General features: G+C 48.6%; 15 protein-coding genes. 11 read left to right on the forward strand and 4 right to left on the reverse strand.

The genetic code is table 11. The features are described 5' to 3' along the window. Positions 1–746 precede the first annotated feature (746 nt). The 3 genes from QNM19_RS21880 to QNM19_RS21890 all read right to left on the reverse strand — a co-directional run bounded on the left by QNM19_RS21880 (position 747) and on the right by QNM19_RS21890 (position 3,067). Entirely contained in the window at positions 747–1,931 is a 1,185-nt protein-coding gene (locus tag QNM19_RS21880) for a vWA domain-containing protein (protein WP_284027207.1), read from the reverse strand. 2 nt (positions 1,932–1,933) lie between these two features. After that, the gene (locus QNM19_RS21885) at positions 1,934–2,767 is read right to left on the reverse strand and encodes an AAA family ATPase (protein ID WP_284027208.1); all 834 of its coding nucleotides are present in this window, start codon (positions 2,765–2,767) and stop codon (positions 1,934–1,936) included. Between the two features lie 75 nt (positions 2,768–2,842). Next, a complete protein-coding gene (locus tag QNM19_RS21890; protein WP_010383876.1) occupies positions 2,843–3,067 on the reverse strand; it encodes a DUF1653 domain-containing protein in 225 nt (74 codons plus the stop codon). A gap of 54 nt (positions 3,068–3,121) precedes the next feature. Between QNM19_RS21890 and QNM19_RS21895 the strand changes: the two genes are divergently transcribed. From QNM19_RS21895 to rpoS, 10 genes are all read left to right on the forward strand, one after another. Beyond that, positions 3,122–3,604 (forward strand): DUF2947 domain-containing protein, encoded by a 483-nt coding sequence (locus QNM19_RS21895; RefSeq protein ID WP_058796361.1) that lies wholly within the window; start codon positions 3,122–3,124, stop codon positions 3,602–3,604. Positions 3,605–3,697: 93 nt separating this feature from the next. Continuing rightward, positions 3,698–4,345 carry a hypothetical protein gene (locus QNM19_RS21900; RefSeq protein WP_284027209.1) on the forward strand — a complete coding sequence of 216 codons (648 nt, stop codon included), beginning with the start codon at positions 3,698–3,700 and terminating at the stop codon, positions 4,343–4,345. Between the two features lie 53 nt (positions 4,346–4,398). Then, positions 4,399–4,683 carry a cell division protein FtsB gene (gene ftsB / locus QNM19_RS21905; RefSeq protein WP_010383879.1) on the forward strand — a complete coding sequence of 95 codons (285 nt, stop codon included), beginning with the start codon at positions 4,399–4,401 and terminating at the stop codon, positions 4,681–4,683. Beyond that, on the forward strand, positions 4,676–5,377 hold the full coding sequence (ispD, locus tag QNM19_RS21910; RefSeq protein ID WP_049864764.1) for a 2-C-methyl-D-erythritol 4-phosphate cytidylyltransferase: 702 nt from the start codon (positions 4,676–4,678) through the stop codon (positions 5,375–5,377). Before ftsB ends, ispD begins: the two co-directional genes overlap by 8 nt. Then, entirely contained in the window at positions 5,374–5,853 is a 480-nt protein-coding gene (ispF, locus tag QNM19_RS21915; protein ID WP_049864763.1) for a 2-C-methyl-D-erythritol 2,4-cyclodiphosphate synthase, read from the forward strand. The genes ispD and ispF overlap by 4 nt, the downstream gene beginning before the upstream one ends. Before the next feature lies 1 nt (position 5,854). Further along, entirely contained in the window at positions 5,855–6,919 is a 1,065-nt protein-coding gene (gene truD / locus QNM19_RS21920; protein WP_049864762.1) for a tRNA pseudouridine(13) synthase TruD, read from the forward strand. Further along, positions 6,900–7,649 (forward strand): 5'/3'-nucleotidase SurE, encoded by a 750-nt coding sequence (surE, locus tag QNM19_RS21925; RefSeq protein ID WP_049864761.1) that lies wholly within the window; start codon positions 6,900–6,902, stop codon positions 7,647–7,649. Before truD ends, surE begins: the two co-directional genes overlap by 20 nt. Positions 7,650–7,654: 5 nt before the next feature. Continuing rightward, the gene (locus QNM19_RS21930; RefSeq protein ID WP_049864760.1) at positions 7,655–8,293 is read left to right on the forward strand and encodes a protein-L-isoaspartate(D-aspartate) O-methyltransferase; all 639 of its coding nucleotides are present in this window, start codon (positions 7,655–7,657) and stop codon (positions 8,291–8,293) included. Positions 8,294–8,373: 80 nt separating this feature from the next. Next, the gene (locus QNM19_RS21935; RefSeq protein WP_049864759.1) at positions 8,374–9,198 is read left to right on the forward strand and encodes a peptidoglycan DD-metalloendopeptidase family protein; all 825 of its coding nucleotides are present in this window, start codon (positions 8,374–8,376) and stop codon (positions 9,196–9,198) included. A gap of 55 nt (positions 9,199–9,253) precedes the next feature. Then, positions 9,254–10,237 carry an RNA polymerase sigma factor RpoS gene (gene rpoS / locus QNM19_RS21940; protein WP_010383890.1) on the forward strand — a complete coding sequence of 328 codons (984 nt, stop codon included), beginning with the start codon at positions 9,254–9,256 and terminating at the stop codon, positions 10,235–10,237. A 725-nt stretch (positions 10,238–10,962) separates the two neighbouring features. Here rpoS and QNM19_RS21945 read toward each other — a convergent pair. Continuing rightward, positions 10,963–13,077: a S8 family peptidase gene (locus QNM19_RS21945; RefSeq protein ID WP_049864758.1), complete on the reverse strand. Its 2,115-nt coding sequence runs from the start codon at positions 13,075–13,077 to the stop codon at positions 10,963–10,965. Positions 13,078–13,449: 372 nt separating this feature from the next. Here QNM19_RS21945 and QNM19_RS21950 point away from each other — a divergent pair, with 372 nt between their 5' ends. Further along, positions 13,450–14,637, forward strand: coding sequence for a BaiN/RdsA family NAD(P)/FAD-dependent oxidoreductase (locus QNM19_RS21950; RefSeq protein WP_049864757.1), 1,188 nt, complete (start codon positions 13,450–13,452; stop codon positions 14,635–14,637). Positions 14,638–15,097 lie beyond the last annotated feature (460 nt).

Below are 15,097 nucleotides of genomic sequence, written 5' to 3' on the forward strand. Positions count from 1 at the left end.
GACATCGCCAGGGCCTAATAAGTAGGTCGATGAAAGACATTCATCCATGAATCTCATCGACATTAGTACTTCCATGTACGTCAAACCCGTTGCAGCAATGCAGCGGGTTTTTTGCTATGTGTGGTTTAAAAAAGTGTCGATGAAGCTGTAGATAGAATAGCGTTGTCTATTCATCCATGAAGCTAGAGTATCTGGCAGTCTTTGGGGACACTTCCCTGTGGAGGGCTCCCGGCTCGGCGTCCATGCCTCGCGTTCATTGCGCTGCGAAGCGGTGCTTCGGTCGCAATTCACCCATCTGAAAGTGGGACATTGCCAAGCTCCTAATTAGAGGTCGACGAAAGACATTCATCCATGAATATCATCGACATTCGTACTTCCATGTACGTCAAACCCGTTGCAGCAATGCAGCGGGTTTTTTGCTATGTGCGATTTAAAAAAGTTGTATAACTTTCCGATCACAAAGCCTATCCCCCTTCATCCCGTACTTGATGTGGGAGCTGGTGACAGGCCGCACCGTAAGCATGAGTTGCCCCGAGACCTGACAAGCATCGTCAGACTCCAAACAAGAAAAGCCCAACTCGAAAGAGGCGGGCATTTTGCGATGTGTAAATTAAAAAAGCTGTAAAGAGCTGTCCTGTCTATTCGCCCGTGAAGCTGGGTTGGATGGCGAATTGGTCAGCATCCACTAAAAAACTGCGCGTTTCATCTTGTGTAAGGCCGCGCTATAGCACGGCTATACTTTGTCATTAGCTCAACTCTTTAATTGCTTCACTAAGCCCATCTAAGGTCAGTGGAAACATGCGGCCAGCCATCAGCTCATCGATAAGGCCAATTGAATGGTAGTAAGGCCAATGAGTCTTTGGCTGAGGATTGAGCCAGGCGACTTTATCAAAATGCTGAGTGAGTCTTTGTAGCCACACTGAACCGGCTTCCTGATTCCAGTGCTCGACACTGCCCCCGGGGTAGGTGATCTCATAGGGGCCCATAGTGGCATCCCCGACGAAGATCAGCCGATAATCCCGGCCAAAGCGGTTGATCAGCTGATGGGTATCGAACAAGGTACTATCCAGCCTGTCATTGTCCTGCCAGACATGTTCATATACACAGTTATGGAAGTAGAAAAACTCAAGGTGTTTAAACTCGCTGTGCGCGGCGCTGAACAGCTGTTCACAGATCTGAATATGATCATCCATAGATCCGCCTATATCGAACAACATGATGACATTGACGGCATTGTGTCGCTCAGGTGCCATTTTCACATCCAGCATACCACCTTGCTTAGCCGTAGCGCGGATAGTTTCATTCAGATCAAGTTGATCGCTGGCGCCACTGCGGGCAAATTTGCGTAATTGTTTGAGTGCCAGCTTGATAGTGCGGTTACTGATGTCGCTGTCGGCATCCAGGTTGCGATACTGACGTTTATCCCACACTTTGACGGCACGGCGGTGACGACTGCCGTCCTGACCAATTCGAACACCTTCCGGGTTATAACCGTATGCCCCAAAAGGCGAAGTACCGCCCGTACCTACCCATTTGTTGCCACCGGCATGACGCTTTTGCTGCTCGGCGAGCCGTTGCTTCAGGGTGTCCAGCAGCTTGTCGAGTCCACCGAGCGCCTTAAGCTTGGCTTTTTCTTCTTCACTCAGGTGCTTTTCAAACTCTTTGCGCAGCCAGTCTTGTGGCAGGGCGTTTTGCTGTAACTGACTGAACAGATCCAGGGATTCGACACCCTCAAAATAATCGGCAAAGGCGCGGTCAAACTTATCGAACTGGGTCTCATCTTTGACAAATATGGTTTTGGCCAGATGATAAAACCCGTCGATATCGGCGAAACATACGCCTTTATCCAGCGCATTGATGCAGTCCAGTAGCTCTCGAAGGCTGGCTTTCACGCCATAGCGTCTGAGCGTGAATAAGAAGTCGATCAACATGATCAGCGCTTACCTAAAAAAGCCAGCTTCTCAAGCAAAGTGACGTCCTGCTCATTTTTTAGCAGTGCGCCAAACATGGGCATCAATCCACCTTTGTGGCTACGATCCTGAAGTGTCTGGGGATCTATGTCTTCTGCCAATAGTAGCTTGAGCCAGTCGAGCAGTTCACTGGTACTGGGTTTCTTTTTTAATCCTGCGACACTGCGTAATTCAAAAAACACTTCCAGCGCGTGTTTTACTAAGCGCGGCTTAATCGCCGGGAAGTGGACATCAATGATTGCCTGCATTTCGTCTTTATCGGGGAAATCGATATAGTGGAAGAAACAACGACGCAAAAATGCATCGGGCAGTTCTTTTTCGTTATTGGATGTGATGATCACAATAGGACGAACCTGTGCCTTAACCTGCTCACCGGTTTCATATACATGAAACTCCATGCGATCCAGCTCAAGTAACAGGTCATTCGGGAACTCAATGTCTGCTTTATCAATTTCATCGATCAGCAGCACCGGGCGTTTGGCCTGTGTAAAGGCCTGCCACAGCTTGCCCTGAATGATGTAGTTACCAATATCATGTACGCGTGCGTCGCCCAGTTGACTGTCTCGAAGGCGCGATACTGCATCGTATTCATATAAGCCTTGCTGCGCTTTAGTGGTTGATTTGATGTGCCACTGAATGAGCTCAGTATCCAGACTTTTGGCCAGCTCCTCAGCCAGCAGGGTTTTCCCTGTGCCTGGCTCCCCTTTGATCAAAAGCGGCTTTTCCAGGATCACGGCTGCGTTCACCGCTTGTTGCAGCGCCGGGCTGGCAATATAAGATTCGGTACCTTTAAACATAAATGTGTTAACTCTGGTCTGATGAGTAATAGAAGCTCAGTGTGCCACAGCGAAGACGGACAGCGCAAATACACCTCACTGTGCCGGTCCCAGGTAATTAAAACGTGGCACTTGTTCACCGTCGATCTCGACGGTCTCACAGAACATACTGAGTGGGCGCACCCAATGATCATAGTTGCCGTACAGTGTCTGGTAGACCACCATGGCCTCTTCCGTTTCGCTATGCGTGGCAACAAACAGCACCTGATATTTTGGGCCTTTGTAATGCTGGTAAATGCCGGGTTTGAGTTCTTTGTTCACGGTTGTAGCTCCAATTAGGTATAATGCTTAGGTTTTAATAAATAGGTATCAGACATGAATTATATTGCGCTCGATGCGTTCAAGAAAGCCTGGGTGTTCCGTCATCAGGACTTGCCCATTGATGAGGCCGATCTGGCACGGATCAAGCCGATGACCGAGCAACGCGCGGCGGTGCTATGGACCACTATGGTGAGTCGAGAGCAGGATCACCCTGACTTTTTTACGCCTCATGACTGGCCAGGCAAAGAAGAAAATTGGCACGAAAGCCTGGACTGGGAAGGCCCCTGGGAAGCCGGTGAAACCACTTTGCCCGACACCATTTGCGATTTTCTCAATTGGGAAGATAACACCACAGTGTACTTTTGTATGTCACGGGAACTGATCATTGAAACCCAGTTTGATGTGTTTAAGCGCACCTGGCAGAACTTTATGTTTTTGGCCGATGGCAGCCTGTTGCTAGGCAAAAAACGTGATACCGCGGTGATGTTCAGTGAATCAGGGGAAGCCAGGCTCGGTAAGCGGCCTAAAAACCCTTAATCGCGTAGAGTTGCTTGTTGTCGGTTGCTTTCATGCGAGTGCGCTATATTTAACCGTGTGGTCGTGATATAACCTCTGTGTAAAGGAGGCATTTTGAACAGTCAAGATCACACCAAGCAGCAAAGCACGATATGGCAGGATGAGGCAACCCGGTTGGCGTATGCTGAGCTGGCTAACGTCTTTTATGCGCGTGAAATCCCCAGCTTGTCGGCTGAGCCTGATATTGATCGGCTGCAAAGGCGTTTAAACAGCCTGCCTTACTACGTAGAGCGAGCAGCGACGCACATTGTGCTTGGAGAGGTGCCTCTGGAGCTTGATAGCCACAATGGCTGCTGGTTGGCGAAACAACGTAAATGCCCAGAGTGGCAAGCAGAAGAAGCGCAGTCTTTTTTCACTGCGCAGGCTGCCGTGGGGCTGGTTGTGCCGGTGCTGGTTGTGGACCTTGGCATAAGCTGTTTGTATTTAGATACGCTGGATCAGAGGCGCGACGGGCGATGGCATTGTAACCAGTTTGGCTGGTTTGACTGTGCGGGCAAAGCACTCAGCAACAATGAGCAAGCCGATTTGCCAACAATCCGTTATTTACTCAAACCCAATAAAGCGTTAATGACCGCCGCCTGTTGTGGTCACCGCTGGCAATATCATAAAATACTGCCACCCAGAACGCTGGGCTTACGCGAAATGTTACTGGCCAGCAGTGTAAACTGGGCAAACGTGAGAAAAAAACAACAACGCAAGTAGTGCACATTGCCAGGTGCAATGCATGATCCTGTAAAGCAATTAAGGTAGCCCGAATGCGATATTTCCAACTTGCATTGCTATGCCTGTGTGCCTATACCCAATATAACTTGTGGTTTGGACACAATGGTCTTGAAGACTTCAGGCGTATCAAAACGGCGGTAGACAAACATCAGGCTGCCAATGCCGATCTGGCCAAACGTAATAAATTACTCAGAGCGGATATCGAAGATCTTAAACTTGGACTCGAAGGGGTTGAAGAACGGGCACGCCATGAGCTGGGCATGATCAAACCTAACGAAACCTTTATCCGCGTACTGTCAAAGAAGCACGATGAATAAACCAACTACAATTGCAGCGGTTGTTCCTGCTGCTGGCGTGGGTGCCAGAATGGGACTGAATCACCCCAAGCAATATCTGAAAATTGGCGACAAAACGGTGCTTGAGCACACACTTGGTAAATTGGCTCAAGTACCCCAGCTGACTAAACTGTATGTGGCCGTGAGTGAAACGGATGGCTACTTTGATGAATTGGACTTGAGTGGTCTTGCAGTCAGCCGGGTAACCGGGGGGCAGGAGCGATCCGATTCGGTGCTCAATGCCTTGCTGGCGATGCAAAGTACCGCGCCAGACTGGGTCCTGGTGCATGATGCTGCTCGACCACTGGTGGAAATCAACGACATCACCAACTTGATTGAGCAATGCCTGACGCATCAGGAAGGTGGCATTTTGGCGAGTAAGGTCAAAGACACCATTAAACGTGGTACCAGCCACAGCGAAGAGACAGTGCCACGAGCAACATTATGGCAGGCGCTGACACCGCAGTTTTTCCCTTATCATCAATTGCTCAATGCGTTGCAACAGGCACAGCAAAATAACGCACAGATCACCGATGAGGCTTCAGCCGTTGAGCTGGCCGGCCAACCTGTTCGGTTAGTCAGTGGTCGCTCAGATAACATTAAAATTACCACACCAGAAGACTACGCATTGGCCAGTTTTCTGATGTCACAACAAAGCAAAGCGAGGTCATTATGATACGCATAGGTCACGGGTTTGATGTTCATAAGTTTGGTGGTGAAGGCCCGCTAACCATTTGTGGTGAGAAGATCTCCTACACGCAAGGGTTTATCGCACACTCCGACGGTGATGTAGCCATTCATGCTGTGTGTGATGCTTTACTTGGCGCGCTGGCGCTGGGCGACATTGGTAAACACTTTCCCGATACGGCCGCTGAGTTTGAAAACATCGACAGCCGTATTTTGCTGCGCAGAGTGATGGAACAGGTCAGCGAACTGGGCTATCAGCTTGGTAATCTGGATGTCACTATCGTCGCACAGGCTCCAAAAATGCGCCCACACATTGATGCGATGCGCGCTAACCTGGCGGCAGATTGTCACGCCGATATTGGCCAGATCAATGTGAAAGCCACCACCACGGAAAAATTGGGCTTTGAAGGGCGTAAAGAAGGGATCTCCAGTCATGCCGTGGTATTACTGACTAAGGTGGCTTAGCGTGAAAACCTGTGTATCTGCGCTTAACTATTTGTACGGTGAGCCGTTATCGCGTGCTGAGTTCAAGTCTCAGCCAGAAGACTTTATGGTAGATGAAATCCTCGATATTGAATTTACCGGGGAAGGGGAGCATGTTTGTCTGCAGGTGGTAAAAAAAGGAGAGAACACAGCCTTTATTGCCCGCAAGCTGGCCGAATTTGCAGGCGTTGCGCCAAGAGATGTTAGCTATGGCGGACTCAAAGACCGTCACGGTGTATGTACTCAGTGGTTCAGTGTCCCGGTGCCAATTAAACAATCTTTGGATTTCAGTGAGCTGAACAGCGATAGCCTGTTTGTGGTGAAACAAGTGCGCCACAATCGAAAATTGCGCACCGGGTGTCACAAGGGTAATCGTTTTACCATCACATTACGTAATGTCAGTGAACCGTTGGATCTGTTGTCACGGGTCAACGCTGTGCGCCAGGGGGTACCGAACTACTTTGGTGAGCAGCGTTTTGGCCATGATGGTTACAACCTGGAAATGGCACAAAGGCTGTTTGAGGGAGAGCGGATCCGTGATAAAAAATTACGCGGCTTGGTGATCTCTGCTGCACGCTCACATATTTTTAATCAGCTGGTTTCTAGACGGGTCGCTGAGCATGGTCTGGCAAAAACCTGGCACCGTGAAGTCTTCATGCTCAGTGGCAGTAATGCGTTTTTTGAAGAAGACATCAGTGATGCGCTGATTGTCCGGCTACTTGAAGCCGATATTGTGTTGTCAGCGCCGTTGCTGGGTAAAGGCGAAAAGGGCTTGACTGCACTTGAAATAGAATGGCTTAAACCCTTTGCCGACTGGTGGCAGGGGCTGGGCGCTTTGGGGCTTAAAAATGAGCGCCGTGCCCTAAGGGTGATCCCCGAAAATCTCGTGGTGAAAACACTCGACCAGACAAGCATACAGCTTAGTTTTGATTTACCAAAAGGGTGTTATGCCACCGCAATACTGCGAGAGCTGGTGCATCATGAGGATGTCAGTCATCGCAATTATGATAAAAAAGGAAGCAACCAAGATGAAGATCCTGCTCAGTAATGATGATGGAGTACATGCTAAAGGAATAGAAGTACTGTACAAAGCGCTATGCGAAATTGCCGAGGTGATGGTCATTGCGCCAGATCGCAATTGCAGCGGTGCAAGTAACTCGTTAACACTGATTAATCCACTGCGGGCAACCACGCTTGACAATGGCTTTGTGAGTGTCAATGGGACACCCACAGACTGTGTTCACCTTGGGGTTAACCAGTTGCTTGACGAAGCCCCCGATCTGGTGGTGGCCGGCATCAACAATGGGGCGAATTTGGGCGACGATACGCTTTACTCAGGTACGGTTGCTGCCGCGACAGAAGGTCGCCATCTGGGTTTACCTGCCATTGCGGTGTCTTTGTGTTCAAAACGTGAAGCACATTATGAAACCGCCGCGGCTGTCACGGTTAAACTCATTAAAGCGCTGAAAAGTCATCCGCTGCCGAAAGATCAGATCATCAATATCAATGTGCCAGATATTCCCCTGCCTGAGCTCAAAGGCATGCAAGTGACTCGCCTGGGCGCACGACACAAAGCCGAAACCATGACTCGGCAGTTGGATCCCTGGAACCGTGATGTGTACTGGTATGGCTCACTGGGCCAGGAACTGGATGCGGGCGAAGGCACCGATTTTTATGCGATTAAGCAGGGGTATGCCGCCATTACCCCATTGAAAGTAGATATGACAGCACATGAGAGTCTGGATCCTTTATCAAGCTGGATCGCTGAGCAGGAGTAAGCACATTGCTCAAAAACTACAAACGCAGTGCTGAGGCGCTGGTTGCTACTTTGAGTCGTAATGGGATCCGTGACCCAGAGGTCTTGAATTGTCTGGAGATCACGCCTCGCCACTTGTTTGTCGATGCCGTATTGCAGCATAAATCCTATGAAAATACGGCGTTGCCTATCGGTCAGGGTCAGACTATTTCTCAGCCGCTGGTGGTTGCCAGAATGACGGAGTTGCTACGCCAGGCTGGGGTACGCAAAAAAGTACTAGAGGTTGGCACAGGATCCGGCTATCAAACCGCGGTGCTGGCCCAGCTGTTCGATGAGGTGTACAGCGTAGAGCGGATCAAGGCACTGCAATGGCAGGCAAAACGTCGCTTGCATATGCTGGATTTATACAATGTCGCCATGAAGCATGGGGATGGCTGGCAGGGCTGGGCGTCGAAAGGCCCCTATGATGGTATCATCGTCACCGCAGCGGCAGCCCAAGTTCCGCAGGCGTTGTTAGAACAGCTTTCGGAAGGCGGCGTGATGGTTATTCCCGTGGGTGAGCAATACCAGGTGCTCACTGTGTACCAAAGAAAAGGTCAGCAGTTTATCGAAAACAAACTGGCCGAGGTGCGTTTTGTGCCACTGATCCCTGGTGCACTAAGCTAGAAGTCACAAAAAAGGCGAGAAAATCCATACGAGTATGCTAAAGTGGATGGTCGAATTAACAAGCGGAAAGTAATCAAGGCATGAATCGGGCGCGCATCAATTTTTTATTGCTATTGTGCTATTTTCTGGCCGCATGTACGACGCCACATTCCCCCGCTCCGGTTGTGAATCTCTCTAAAGGTAAGACCAGTTATAAACAAAAAATTCAAATAAAAAATAATCAATATAAGGTTAAAAAAGGTGATACCTTATTTGCTATTGCTTTTAGTGCAAATAAGGATGTTAGAACTGTTGCCAAAATCAATAAAATTAAGCCTCCCTACACCATTTTCCCCGGTCAACTTATCTTATTAGAATATCCGAAAAAGAAGTATAAAGCGCCTAAAAAGCAGCCAGTAAAAACCGTAAAATTAACTGATAAAAAACAAAAAAATAACATTTCACCGAAAAAAGAGCTTGATCGACCTAAGCAACGAGAGTATGTTCAAAAGCAAGCCAGCGAAAAATCCAGTCATACCAAGCAGTTGTCAAATAATAAGGTACGATGGCGCTGGCCCGCAGTTGGTAAGGTGACCCGACGTTTTTCTGTCAAAGAAAACGGCTATAAGGGAATTCAGATTACAAATAAAAAGGGAACATCTGTTAAGGCTGCGGCAAATGGCGTTGTTGTATACGCAGGGAGTGCATTACGGGGATACGGCAATCTGATCATTCTGAAACACACAGATGATTACCTTAGCGCGTACGCCCACAATTCCAAATTGCTAGTAAGAGAGCAGCAGCAAGTTAAAGCCGGGCAAAAAATTGCCGAAATGGGAGATACAGACGCATCATCTGTTGCGTTGCGGTTTGAGATCCGTTACCGGGGACAAGCCGTAAATCCTAGTAGGTATTTGCCTAAATAATAGCCTATCGACGTAATGATGGAAGACTGTCACTTATTCGCTTGGGGGGATGCTTATGGCTCAAACAGCAAAATTGAATAGTAAAGTAAATCCAGAGTTGGACGAGAAGTTTGAAGATGTCTCAGTAGAGGAGCCCAAATCGGAGCTACTGGAAGATATTGAGAATGATGAAGACCTTTTCGCCAAGGACGACAGCGTTAAGAATTTAGATGCAACTCAGTTGTATCTGGGAGAGATTGGCTTTTCGCCACTGCTTAGTGCAGAAGAAGAAGTTTACTTCGCACGTAAGGCCTTGAGAGGCTGCGAGGCGTCGCGCAAACGCATGATCGAAAGTAACCTGCGCCTGGTGGTTAAAATTGCGCGCCGTTACAACAATCGGGGCCTGGCACTGCTTGACCTGATTGAAGAAGGAAACTTAGGCCTTATCCGGGCTGTTGAGAAGTTCGATCCGGAGCGTGGTTTCCGCTTTTCTACCTACGCGACCTGGTGGATCCGTCAGACCATTGAACGGGCCATTATGAACCAGACTCGTACCATACGTTTACCTATCCACGTAGTCAAAGAGCTTAATGTGTATCTTCGTACAGCACGTGAGCTGACGCAAAAACTGGACCACGAGCCGACCGCTGAGGAAATCGCAGAGTCACTCGACAGACCGGTTGAAGATGTCAGTAAGATGTTACGTCTGAATGAGAAAATCACCTCTGTGGATACACCCATTGGTGGTGATAATGATAAGGCGCTGCTGGACATTATTGCAGATGAGCGTGGTTACGAGCCTGAAAGTGAAGTGCAGAACAAAGACATCAACCGCCATATTGTCGACTGGTTAGGTGAATTGAACCCGAAACAAAGAGAAGTGTTAGCGCGTCGCTTTGGGTTACTGGGTTACGAGCCATCGACACTGGAAGATGTAGGACGTGAGATTGGGTTAACACGTGAGCGTGTACGTCAAATTCAGGTAGAAGCACTGCGTCGCTTAAAAGACATTTTACAACACGAGGGGTTAAGCACCGACAGCTTGTTTGAACAAATGTAAGCACACTCGCAGCGCATTTTTTTATTGCCTTATTCCTTTAGCGCTGCTGAGCACACATCGTAGAGTCATTCCGTTGTTCGAATGACTCACGCATCTCCTAATCCCTTTGCTTTTTTCTACTTTTATTTTGATAACCCATTGATTATTATGCTTAAACAGAGCCTGGTATTAATGATTTTTGGTATCTGCTGTCTAAGCGTCCAGCCCATACTCACAAGTTTCAACTGGCTTTCCCAGCTCGCGCTGAATACATCTCCCAGCCAGTCGCTACAGGGCTCGTGAACCGGCAACACTGAAAGCTTGTCTGAGCGCCGACTCCATAACCTGGACCGTCACCCCTTACTAGATAGAGCTGTCATACCGTACTCGATACGAACGTCATCCCGCACTCGATACGAACGTCACCCCGTACTTGATACGAACGTCACCCCGTACTTGATACGAACGTCATCCCGCACTCGATACGAACGTCATCCCGCACTCGATACGAACGTCATCCCGTACTTGATACGAACGTCATCCCGTACTTGATACGGGACCCACCAACAGGCAACACAGTTGTTTATCTTGTTCATCAATCTGACATACCACACTGTCATCTGTCACTCGGTAGGGCAATCATCAACATACCAGAACAAACAACTCCAATACCCCCAATCACAAGACATAAAAAAAGGGCTAAACCCTAAGGTTTAGCCCTCATTATAAAGCCTGGGGAATGTTGCTTATTGAGCCTGTGCGTTCAATGTAACGCCAGAGAAAGTTCTGTAAGCGTTAAGACCGAAGTACCAGGTACCCGCTTGTGGGTTAGTGAAAGTACACGTCTCTGCATTACCACCTTTGTAAGGACGGCAGTCATAGCTAGAGCTGGTAGGTGCACTACCTTGCTTAACGAACAGGTCAGCGTCGCCTGTACCACCAGAGATGGTTACAGTAAGGCTGCTCATGCCCGCAGGGACGTCTAGTGACTTCTGAACCCAGCCACCTGTGCTTGCAGACAGGTTAGACTCAGTCAAAGAAACCGGACCAGTAGAACCACCTGCAGTTTCAGCTTTCAGGCTAACACCGTTGTATGCAGAGTAACCGCGCATCATTACGTGGTAAGTACCAGTAGATGGGTTATCAATTGTACATACTTCGTTGTTACCACCTTCGTATGGACGACAGTCGTAAGTTGTCTGAGTTGGCTTAGCGTTTGCACGTACGTACAAGTCAGCATCACCGGTACCGCCACTCATAGTGAAGGTAACTTTGCTCACACCACTGGTAACGTCAAAAGTGTAGAATGTTTCGCTGCTTGCGCCGCCAGACAGGCCAGTTTTAGCTACGCCGTCTTCCAGCTCGTTGCCACCAGTACCATTGTCGTTGCCAAGTGCTGCATCTACCGCCGCTGACGCGTCGATGATACCAGTACCACAGCTAGTACAGGTTGCAGGGAAGCTGCGAGTTGTGCTTTTCAGGATGCTTTCTACTTCATCCGGCGTTGCAGAAGGTTTAGCTTGCTTGATAAGCGCCGCTACACCCGCTACGTGAGGTGCCGCCATTGACGTACCTTGTGAATACGCATAGCTGTCGCTAGAAGGCGTGTTGCTGCCTGAGTTGTAAGTAGACAGAACACCTTCTGGATCATTAGCAAAGCTTTGTGCGCCACCTGGTGCTGCAACATCAATGTTTGCACCGTAGTTTGAGTAGTAAGCACGACCACCGTTACGACCTACAGACGCAACATTGATAACACCAGAACAGTTACCAGGGTTGTAGTTTGCAGAGTTGTCGTTGTCGTTACCTGCTGCAATAACAATTGTGGTGCCGTTTGCACGCGCTGTATTGATTGCATTTTGAGTGGTAGAGCTACATGAACCACTGCCACCTAAACTCATGTTAATTACGTCAGCTGGGTTAGCGTTTGCAGGTACGCCTGATACTGAACCACCTGATGCCCAGATGATAGCGTCAGCGATATCTGAAGTCAGACCACCACATTTACCAAGTACACGAACTGGTACGACTTTCGCGTCGTAAGCAACACCGGCAATACCTTCACCATTGTTAGATACCGCAGCCACAGTACCTGCTACGTGTGTACCGTGCCAGCTTGAATCACGTGCACTGTGCGTATAACCACATTCGTTACGTGTAACCGCGTCACCCGGGTCACGTGCATCGCTATCACGGCCGCCACCATCGTTAGCAACAGACACATCTGAGATCATGTCATAACCTTGTAGCAGGTTAGCGCTCAGATCCGCGTGCGGACGGTAACCAGTATCCAGTACAGCAACAACTACGCCGCTACCAGTTGCTTTGTCCCAAGCGGCAGGTGCGTTGATACCACCGTTTGCTTCAAAATAGTGCCACTGATCAGAGTAACGTGGATCGTTAGGCGTTGCGAAAGGCTGTAGCATCTGGTCAATTTCGATGTATTCGATGTTGCCAGTTGCTGCCATTTCCTGCATCAGGCTTTGTGCTTCAGCTGCAGTTAGTTTCTTGTCAACACGCATTACGTGGTGGTTGCTCAATGCCATTTTACGAACGTACTTGGTTTGTAGTGAAGATTTTTTCTTACTTTTGAAGTTCTTCACGAAACTTTGAGCGCGCGAGTTCATCATTGCTGGTGACATGTCTGCACCGGCAACAGACATAAGCTGGCTGCTGTTATCTTTATATTTGATGATGAACTGAGTACCGGCTGTGTTCTGGCTTTCCATCTTCTGGCTCAACTGCGCCATGCTAACGCTGTTGTTGAGTGCTTCAAAGTTGTTTGCCATTGCATTAGTCGCGGCAAACATGCCAGTCATTGCCAGCGCAACTGCGCCGATTTTTAGGTTACGTGTTGTCATTCTTAGAATTCCCTAGTTTCTTACTTGTTGTTGTTGTTCTGTTTGCGTGTGCAAGCAGATGGTTATCGAAGGTAAAGAAGTGGTTAAAGTATTTAAAGTGCTGTTTTGTTATTTACACTATTGTTTTTGTTATAAGTGGATGGCTAGATAGTTCGTTTATTGCAATAGTTCATTGTTTTTATTGCATAATTATTCTTTGTTACAGGATGAGGTATGATTTAGTTAGTATTGTAAATGATTGTAAATGGTTAATATTTTATTACTAGTTGTGATAAAATTATGTGCCTTTGTTTGCTAAATAACCGCATTACTCCACCTCTTGGGTATAAGTTGATACAATACCTGCATAACTTTTTCAGGACACAATATACAATGTTGAACTTTGATGTGGTGATCATCGGCGCGGGCGCGGCTGGCCTGATGTGCGCGGCACAAGCTGGGTATCGGGGCCGCAGTGTGGCGGTGGTTGATATGGGCAAAAAAGCCGGTCGAAAAATACTCATTAGCGGCGGTGGTCGTTGCAATTTTACTAATGAGGGTGCCACACCACAGAACTATTTATGCGCCAACCCCCATTTTGTGAAATCCTGCCTGAGCCGCTACACCCAGCATGATTTCATCGAGCTGGTGGACAGACACGGCCTGGCTTATCACCATAAAACGCTCGGTCAGCTGTTTTGTGATAACAGTGCTCAGGACATAGTCGATATTTTGTTAACAGAGTGCGACTGGGCCGGGGTTGAAGTATTCCTGCGCAATGAGGTCATAAAGGTCGAACGCACTGACACGGGTGGATATATTGTAACGACCTCTGAGCAAGTATTTAGCTGTCAGTCTCTGGTGGTCGCTGCTGGCGGTCTGACCATGCCTAAACTGGGCGCCACGCCGATTGGTTACAAAATTGCTGAGCAGTTTGGCCTTAAGGTTCTGCCGACCATGGCGGCACTGGTGCCGTTTACTCTGCATGACCACGACAAAGCCCGTTTTGATGGGCTGGCAGGCGTCAGCCTCCCTTGCACTGCGCAAAGTGAAGACGGCACCCGCTTCAAAGAAAACCTGCTGTTTACCCATCGAGGCCTGTCGGGCCCGGCGATTTTGCAGATCTCCTCGTTCTGGCGTGCCGGGCAGGGCGTGATCGTGAACCTGTTGCCAGAGGTTGATATGCAGGCACAATTGCACGACTGGCGTCAGGAGCAAGGTAGTAAGTCTCTGAAAAACTTACTTAGTACAGTGTTACCTAAGCGCTTTGTCGAGGTCTTGATCAGCGAGCAAACCGTTCCGGATAAAAATGCCAACCAGCTCAGCCACAGCGAAATTGACACGCTGGCCCACGCCCTGCACCACTGGCACATCAAACCCAATGGTACTGAAGGCTATCGCACAGCCGAAGTCACCTTAGGCGGCGTCGACACCGACGAACTCAGCTCCAAAACCTTCGAAGCCAAAAAAGCCCCGGGTCTGTACTTTATCGGCGAAGTCACCGACGTCACCGGCTGGCTCGGCGGCTACAACTTCCAGTACGCCTGGAGCTGCGGCTGGGCATGCGGACAGGCGTGTTAGTGTATAGAGACAATAATGGTGAAGAGATTGTCAGGTGTGTCAGGTATTGACCAGCACACCTGACAAGCTGGTTTAAAGTGTAATGTTGTAACCCAAGTGGCTTTTAAGGAATTGTCACTAGGGTGGGAAGAAGTAGGGCACCCTTGTTGTGTTGATGACTGGCTCTAATGTTGCGAAATTTATTTGTCGTTCAATGTTGTCTGGTACCCGAGCTGAATTTTGCAGCTTGGTGTTCTGCGCTTAGATATCAGTTTTTTATCTTTGCTAGTAATATGTCAGGAAACTCAGTTTGAGTGGTTTTTATGGTGAAATCTGCGGGTACTCCACTCCAACGTACTTGATTGACTTACGCTGCTTGTCGATTTGTGCAACACTGATGAGATTGTCTGCCTGAGTATGAATGCAGAATTTTGTAACGAATAACAATGTGTGGTGTCCGTGATAAAACGCATTTTGAAGA

Source organism: Pseudoalteromonas ardens (assembly GCF_030125445.1).
GTDB classification, from domain to species: domain Bacteria; phylum Pseudomonadota; class Gammaproteobacteria; order Enterobacterales; family Alteromonadaceae; genus Pseudoalteromonas; species Pseudoalteromonas ardens.